5 protein-coding genes and 1 pseudogene are annotated in these 6624 nt (G+C 71.8%); 1 reads left to right on the top strand and 5 read right to left on the bottom strand.

Going from position 1 to position 6624, the window contains the following annotated elements; translation table 11 throughout:
* Positions 1–420: 420 nt before the first annotated feature.
* The 4 genes from ACFWP2_RS39380 to ACFWP2_RS39365 all read right to left on the bottom strand — a co-directional run bounded on the left by ACFWP2_RS39380 (position 421) and on the right by ACFWP2_RS39365 (position 4730).
* The gene (locus tag ACFWP2_RS39380; protein WP_380460919.1) at positions 421–1980 is read right to left on the bottom strand and encodes an MFS transporter; all 1560 of its coding nucleotides are present in this window, start codon (positions 1978–1980) and stop codon (positions 421–423) included.
* A 322-nt stretch (positions 1981–2302) separates the two neighbouring features.
* Positions 2303–2740, bottom strand: coding sequence for an IS3 family transposase (locus ACFWP2_RS39375; RefSeq protein WP_380460923.1), 438 nt, complete (start codon positions 2738–2740; stop codon positions 2303–2305).
* On the bottom strand, positions 2623–4254 hold the full coding sequence (locus ACFWP2_RS39370; RefSeq protein ID WP_380460917.1) for a phytoene desaturase family protein: 1632 nt from the start codon (positions 4252–4254) through the stop codon (positions 2623–2625). The genes ACFWP2_RS39375 and ACFWP2_RS39370 overlap by 118 nt, the downstream gene beginning before the upstream one ends.
* A complete protein-coding gene (locus tag ACFWP2_RS39365) occupies positions 4236–4730 on the bottom strand; it encodes an SRPBCC family protein (protein ID WP_380460915.1) in 495 nt (164 codons plus the stop codon). Before ACFWP2_RS39365 ends, ACFWP2_RS39370 begins: the two co-directional genes overlap by 19 nt.
* Positions 4731–5173: 443 nt before the next feature.
* Here ACFWP2_RS39365 and ACFWP2_RS39360 point away from each other — a divergent pair.
* A pseudogene (locus ACFWP2_RS39360) lies at positions 5174–5676 on the top strand (FAD-binding oxidoreductase); the annotation flags it as partial.
* Between the two features lie 164 nt (positions 5677–5840).
* Here ACFWP2_RS39360 and ACFWP2_RS39355 read toward each other — a convergent pair.
* Complete coding sequence (locus tag ACFWP2_RS39355; protein WP_380460921.1) at positions 5841–5996, bottom strand: DUF6131 family protein; 156 nt, start codon at positions 5994–5996, stop codon at positions 5841–5843.
* Between the last annotated feature and the right edge of the window lie 628 nt (positions 5997–6624).

Here is a 6624-nt window from a genome sequence, read left to right as displayed (position 1 = left end):
GCCGCGGGGGGGGGGTCCCGTGTCGCGGGCGTACCCCGCCGCCGGGCCGCGGCCGCGGTCGCGCGGCCCCCGTCGGGGGGGGGGCGCACCACCCCCCCCCCCCGCTTCCGCACGCCACGACGTCTTTCACCCTGCCACCGCAGCCGACCTACTCGGGACCCGGCGGACCGCCGAGACCAGATTCCTGTCGCCGCGTACGGTGGAAAGCCACGTCGCCAAGGGGCTGAGGAGGCTCGGCACCAGCCCGAGGGCGGTCCGAATCGGTCCGGCCACAAGCCGTAGGGAGGCAGTCGGACTCCGTGAAACGTGTGCCGTGCGGGACGAGCACCTGTCAGTTGGGCGAAGGCTCGCGGCTCGACAGTCACGTGGAGGACCCCGGGGAACTGCGTCCGATGACCGATTGCGACGCGGACGCGGGGCCTAAGGTGTCGCTGTAGGGGATTGGGCTTGGTGGCCTGCTGCTACGGCAGATGCTGGCGGCGTGGGAATTTTGATGACGAACAGCGCGATCGTCACGGCCAGCGCCGCGAAGACCAGGCCCATCTGGAAGGCGCTGGCGATGCCGTGCACCAGCACCTGCGATGAGTACGGGGCCGGGAGCCGGCCGGTGGCCCGGAACTGGGCGAGCTGCTGCGGGGTGGCCTGTCGCAGGAACGCCCCGGCCTGCTGGCGGGCCTCGTTGCGGCTGGCGGTGCCGAACACCGTGACCAGGATCGAGAGGCCCAGCGAGCCGCCGACCTGCTGGGTGGTGTTGAGCATGCCGGTGGCCGCGCCGGTCTCGTGCGGGGCGACGTGGGAGACGGCGGTGAGCATCACCGGGACGAAGATCGAACCCATGCCGAAGCCGAACAGCAGGGTCGGGCCGAGGATGTCGCCGAGGTAGGTGCTGTCGATGTCGATCCGGGTCGCCCAGACCACCCCGGCCAGCACCAGCAGCGAGCCGGTCACCAGGAAGGGTTTGGGTCCCCAGCGCAGCTGGTTGCGGGCGGCGAACTGGGCGGCGGCGATGATCGCGACGCTGATCGGCAGGAACGCGAAGCCGGCCCGCAGCGGGCTGAAGCCGAGGATCTCCTGCACGAACAGGGTGACGAAGAAGAAGATGCTGAACATCGTCGCGGCCACGCAGAGCATCAGCGCGTACGCGCCCGAGCGGTTGCGGTCGCGGAACAGGTGCAGCGGGGTGATCGGCTGCGGCACCCGCCGCTCGTTGAACACGAAGCCGGCCAGCAGCGCGAGGGCGAGGCTGAACGCGGTCAGCGTCACGGGGTCCGTCCAGCCGTGGTCGGAGGCGCGGATGAAGCCGTACACCAGCGAGACCATGCCCGCCGTGGCGGTGAACGCGCCGGTCAGGTCGAAGCGCCCGGGGTGCCGCTCGGACTCGTTGATGTAGAGCGGCGCCAGCAGGGCGATGGCGATGCCGATCGGCACATTGACGAAGAACACCCAGCGCCAGGACAGCCAGGAGGTCAGCATGCCGCCGAGCAGCAGCCCGATCGCGCCGCCGGCTCCGGCGACGGCGGAGAACACCCCGAAGGCCCGGTTGCGTTCCGGGCCCTCCTTGAAGTTGGTGGCGATCAGTGCCAGGGCGGTCGGTGAGGCGATGGCGCCGCCCAGGCCCTGGAGCGCGCGGGCGGCCAGCAGCCAGGCGGAGGACTGCGCGACGCCGCCGAGCAGCGAGGCCAGGCTGAACACCAGCACGCCGACCATGAACACCCGCCGCCGCCCGAGGATGTCGCCGGCGCGCCCGCCGAGCAGCAGCAGCCCGCCGAAGGTGAGGGTGTAGGCGTTGATGACCCAGGACAGTTCGGTGGTGTTGAACCCCAGCGCCTGCTGGATGTGCGGCAGGGCGATGTTCACGATCGTGATGTCGAGAACGACCATGAGCTGGGTGGCTGCGATGACGGTGAGTGCTATCCCTGGGTGTTGGCCCCGACGTGCGGTCGCGGGCGGAGCCTCGGCCAGGGCACGCGAGGTGGCCATGGCTGGTCCCCAATGGGTTCGGGGGCGGACGTCGGGCAGGGGACGGATTCGTTCACCACTACCGACGGTATCCCCGAGTGATAGGGAACACAATCGTTCATAACGGACGTGAGCCCCACGACCTGGTCACCACCGGCCATCGCTGCGAAATCGGACTGTCGGTCGGGCAGTGGTTCCACGCGGGCTCGTTTGCCGCCGAGTCGGTGTGGTCGATGCGCGGGAGGTGGTGGCAGGGGGCCGGCGTCGGCGCGCTCCGAGGTGTGCCAGCCCACGATCCGGCGGGAGAACGCGTCGCGGATCGTGGCCAGCCACCACGTTGCCCTCACCGGTGGGGACCAGTGAGATGTCGGCGACCCCCAGTCGGTTCAGTGGCGGTGAAGTCGCGCCGGACCAGGTCCGGGGCGGGGTCGGCCGCCGGGTCGCGGCGGGTGAAGGAACGGGGCTGACGCGGGCTCACACCCTGCAGGCCGGCCTGGCGCATCAGGCGTTCGACCCGCTTGCGGCCGACGTGGGTGCCCTCGCGTCGCAGGACGGCGTGGACGCGTGGGGAGCCGTAGGTGTCGTCGGAGTCGCCTGTGGCCGGCCTGCCCGGGCCACGGGTCCCGTTTCGGCGTCCCGTCCGGCCGACGGCGTCGCGCGGCCTTACCTCCCGCCTGGGGCGGCCAGGGCCCGCTGGGCGCCCGCCAGAACGGGCCGCAGCAGCCGGCCGGTCAGGGCTCCCTGGGCGCGGAGCGCGGCGCGGGCGGCGTTCGCTCCGCAGGCGCCGTGCACGCCACCGCCCGGGTGGGCCGAGGCGGAAGCGAGGTAGAGGCGCTGGATGGGGGTCTCGGGCCGCCCCGTGCCGGGCACCGGGCGCAGGAGTGCCTGCTGGTGGAGGGCCGTGGTGCCGCCGTTGATCGCCCCGCCGGCCAGGTTCTGGTCCAGGTGTTCCAGTACCGGAGGGGTGAGTACGCGCCGGGCCTGGATCCGGTCCGTGAAGCCGGGGGCGAAGCGTTCGACCTGTGCTTCCAGGCGCCGGGCGATGGCTTCGCTTTCCCTGTCGTCCCAGGACCCGGTGATGCCGTCGGGCCCGAGGTCGTCGGCGATGTGCTGGGGGACGTGGGTGTAGATCCAGGCCGATTCGGTGCCCGCGGGTGAGCGGGACGGGTCGGCGGTGGTCATCTGGCCGAGCAGCCCGAAGGGGCGGGCCGGTAGACGGCCGGTGCTGACCTGGAGTGCGTAGTCGCTCAGTTCCGTCCAGTCGGCGCCGAGGTGGACGGTGCCGGCCCTGTGCGCCTGCTCGGCGGTCCAGGGGATCGGCGCGTCGAGGGCCCAGTCGACTTTGACGGTCGCGAAGTCCCACTGGAAGCGGCGTACGGCGTCGCGGAATCCGGGCGGCAGGTGCCCTTCCTGGACCAGGCGGCCGTACAGGTGCGGGGCGGGCACGTCGGCGAGCACGGCTTGGCGCGCGCGGACGTAGTCCCCCTGGGCGGTGCGGACGCCCAGTGCGCGGCCGGCGCGGACGACGACCTCGCTGACCGGGGTACCGCAGCGGATCGTGCCTCCACGCGATTCAAGACGCCGCACCAGGGCGCCGCTGAGGGCGCGTGCTCCACCGACCGGTACCGGCCAGCCGTACTGCTCGCCGAGCATGGCCATGAGCCAGCCGAAGGCGGCGCTGCCCGGCGATTCGGGCAGCAGATCGGCGTGCAGCGCGCAGCCGGCCAGCAGCAGCCCCGGGCCGTCCCGGTCGAACTCCTCCTCGGCCAGTCGCCGTACGGGCAACGCCGCGAAGCGGGCCAGCCGCAGCAGGCCCGGCGCCCGGAGACGCGAGGCCAGCGCCAGGCTGGCGCGTACCGGCGGGAACGGCGCGAACATCGCCCTCACCAGGTACGGGTCCAGGTCCTGCCAGAGCTGTGACAGCCGTCGCCAGGCGAGTGCGTCCGGTCGGCCGAAGTTCCGCCCGATGTCGTCGCTGTTGGTCTCCGGTTCGCGCTGCAGCAGGGCGCAGCGGCCGTCGGGCAGGGGATGGGCGAGCACGATCGGCGCGTGGCTCCAGGCGAGGCCGTGCTCTTCGAGGCGCAGGGCCGCGATCACCGGCGAGGCGGCGGCCAGCGGGTAGAACGAGCTGAACAGGTCGCTGACGTAGTCGGGGTGGACGCCGCGGTCGCTGCGGACAGCGCCGCCGGCCTGGTCCTGGGCCTCCAGCACCTCCACTTTCCAGCCGGCGTCGGCCAGCACGTTCGCGGCGACCAGACCGTTCGGCCCGGCCCCGATCACGACGGCGTCGGCCATGACGGACCTCCCCCCGACGCGGACGCTTCCAGTCCGGCCGGCCGGGGCGCCTGCTCGACCGTGCGGGCGAGACGGGCGAGCAGCCGGCGGTGGCGCAGATCCAGCACCAGGTCCGCAGGGGCTGCGTGGAGGCTCCCGCCCAGGCCCCGCAGCGGGTGCTCGTCGACGATCACCAGGGTGGCGTCGCCCCACGCGATCAGCTCGATGGCGATCCGGACGGTGCCGAGCCGCCCGGCGAAGGCCTCCAGTTCCAGCCGGTGCCCGCTGTCGCACACACGTACGACGGTGTGGCCTTCGAAGCGGAACGGGCCGGCGCTGACGGTGTAGCGCAGGCTCGACCCGATCGTGGGCCATCTGCCCTCACCCGGGCGGGTCCGCTCCGTGCCGGGCACCCACCGGCCGTACGCGGTCGGATCGCCCAACACGCTCCACACCGCCTGCGGAGCCCGCTCTATCAGGACGTGTCTCACAGCCATCGGTTGTGCCTCCTCGTGTCCGGCCCCTGACGGGCCACCCATGCCTCAAAAGGCGCATACCCGGCGAATGCCCCTGAACGCGACACTCGCAGCCGCCCGTTCTCGGCCGTGGGGCAGGGCCATCCGTTCCACCGGAACCTCGACTGGTCGCCGCCGGGCCCCGTCCAGGGCAGCGACTGTGCTGCGCCAGGCATGCCTGCCCGCGGCCCGTGGGCCGACAGGTGATACCGCGCGGGACACCGGGCGGTATCACCCATGACGGTTTCATCGCGGCGCGAGCGGTTAGCCGCTCTCCGGGGCTCGTCCGCCCACCAGGAGCCACGCCCGCGCTGTGGAGGAGTTCGGTGATGAAGGTTTCCGACCACGTGCTGGAGCGCTTGCGCGACTGGGAGGTGGAGTACGTCTTCGCCCACCCCGGCTCAGCCTGTACAAGGACGTGGCCTCAGGCGGGCCTGGGCGTGACCGCGCGCCCGCCGGACGGCTCCGAGACGTGGGAGGGCTGGGAGGACTCCGCGGTCGCCCCGGAGAAACTGGGCGACTACCCGCGCAACCTGGAGCGGCTGTTCGGCCGGTACGGCTACCAGCAGGCCTCCCTGTACGGGCACTTCGGGCAGGGCTGCGTCCACACCCGGATCCCGTTCGAGCTGCGCGAAGGCAAGGGCATCGAGGCCTTCCGGGCGTTCCTGTTCGACGCGGCCGACCTGGTTGCCTCCTACGGCGGTTCCCTGTCGGGCGAGCACGGTGACGGGCAGGCCCGCGGCGAACTCCTGCCCCGCATGTTCGGCCGCAGCGGACGCACTTCGCGTATCCCGATGACGGCCACGACTTCACCCGCGCGGTGCTGCGCTGTGTGGGCATCGGCAACTTCCGCACCCACCAGGGCGGGGTGATGTGCCCCTCCTACCGGGCGACGGGCGAGGAGGCTCGCGTCACCGGCAGCAAGGCGACCGGAGTCGGCACGGCCGGTGTCGACGCCAGTCATCGACCCAACGGAGAACCGGTCCAGGCACACGGCCTGAACCGAACCGTCCACGTGTGCGGCGCATGGGTGGCGTCGTGGCCAGCCGGATTGCGCTGCCATGACAGCACTAATGGCTGGTCCGCTGGTGTCTACCAGTAGTGGCGGCGGCCGCCGACCTCGTGGCCGACCGCGCCCATGATCCACAGGATGAGGCCGATGAGGGCCAGGACGATGCCGATGGTCCACAGGATGCCGATTCCGGTGACGAATCCGATGACAAGGAGGATGACTCCGAGGACGATCACCATGACCTCCGTTTCTTCCCCCTCTTCCGATGCGGTTCTTCGCCGATGCGGAGGAAGTGCTGCACGTGCTTTCGCGGGTGCCCGGTTTGGGGGTGAGATATCAGCCGCTATGGCGCGACTCCCGGGTTCGGCGCACTACTGAGGTGTGCTGGCCAGGCCGGCGAGGCCGCGTAGGAGGGGGAACTCGCCGATCGGCAGCCGGTGCAGGCCCAGTCGCAGCATGTCGTCGGTCTCGTCGGGGTTGTCGACGAGTTCCTGCGGTTCGTTAAGGACGTGGCCGTGGAGGAGTCCGAACAGGGCGCGGTAGACGTGCAGAGCGTCCGCGCCTCCAGCGGGCGCGGAGTGCCTCTGGGGCGCAGGGCGAGCGGGGTGGCCAGGGGGCGGGTGACCAGGAGCGGCACCGCGTTGGGGTGGGCCAGGGCGAGTCGGCGGTAGCCGCGCGCGACGGCGCGCAGCTGGGCGGCCCAGTCCGGGTCGGTGGAGTCCGCGGTGAGTTCGTTGAGGATGGTCTCGGGCTGCGGGGCCGTCCCGGCGCCTCTAGGCCCAGACTTCGCACATGGGGTTTTAGGTTTCCAGCCAGCGGGGTCGGGTTTCGTCGATGTCGAGGAGTTCGAGCAGGTGTGCTTGG

The organism is Kitasatospora sp. NPDC058444 (genome assembly GCF_042721415.1).
Classification (GTDB): domain Bacteria; phylum Actinomycetota; class Actinomycetes; order Streptomycetales; family Streptomycetaceae; genus Kitasatospora.
This window is presented reverse-complemented; position numbering and strand designations above follow the sequence as displayed.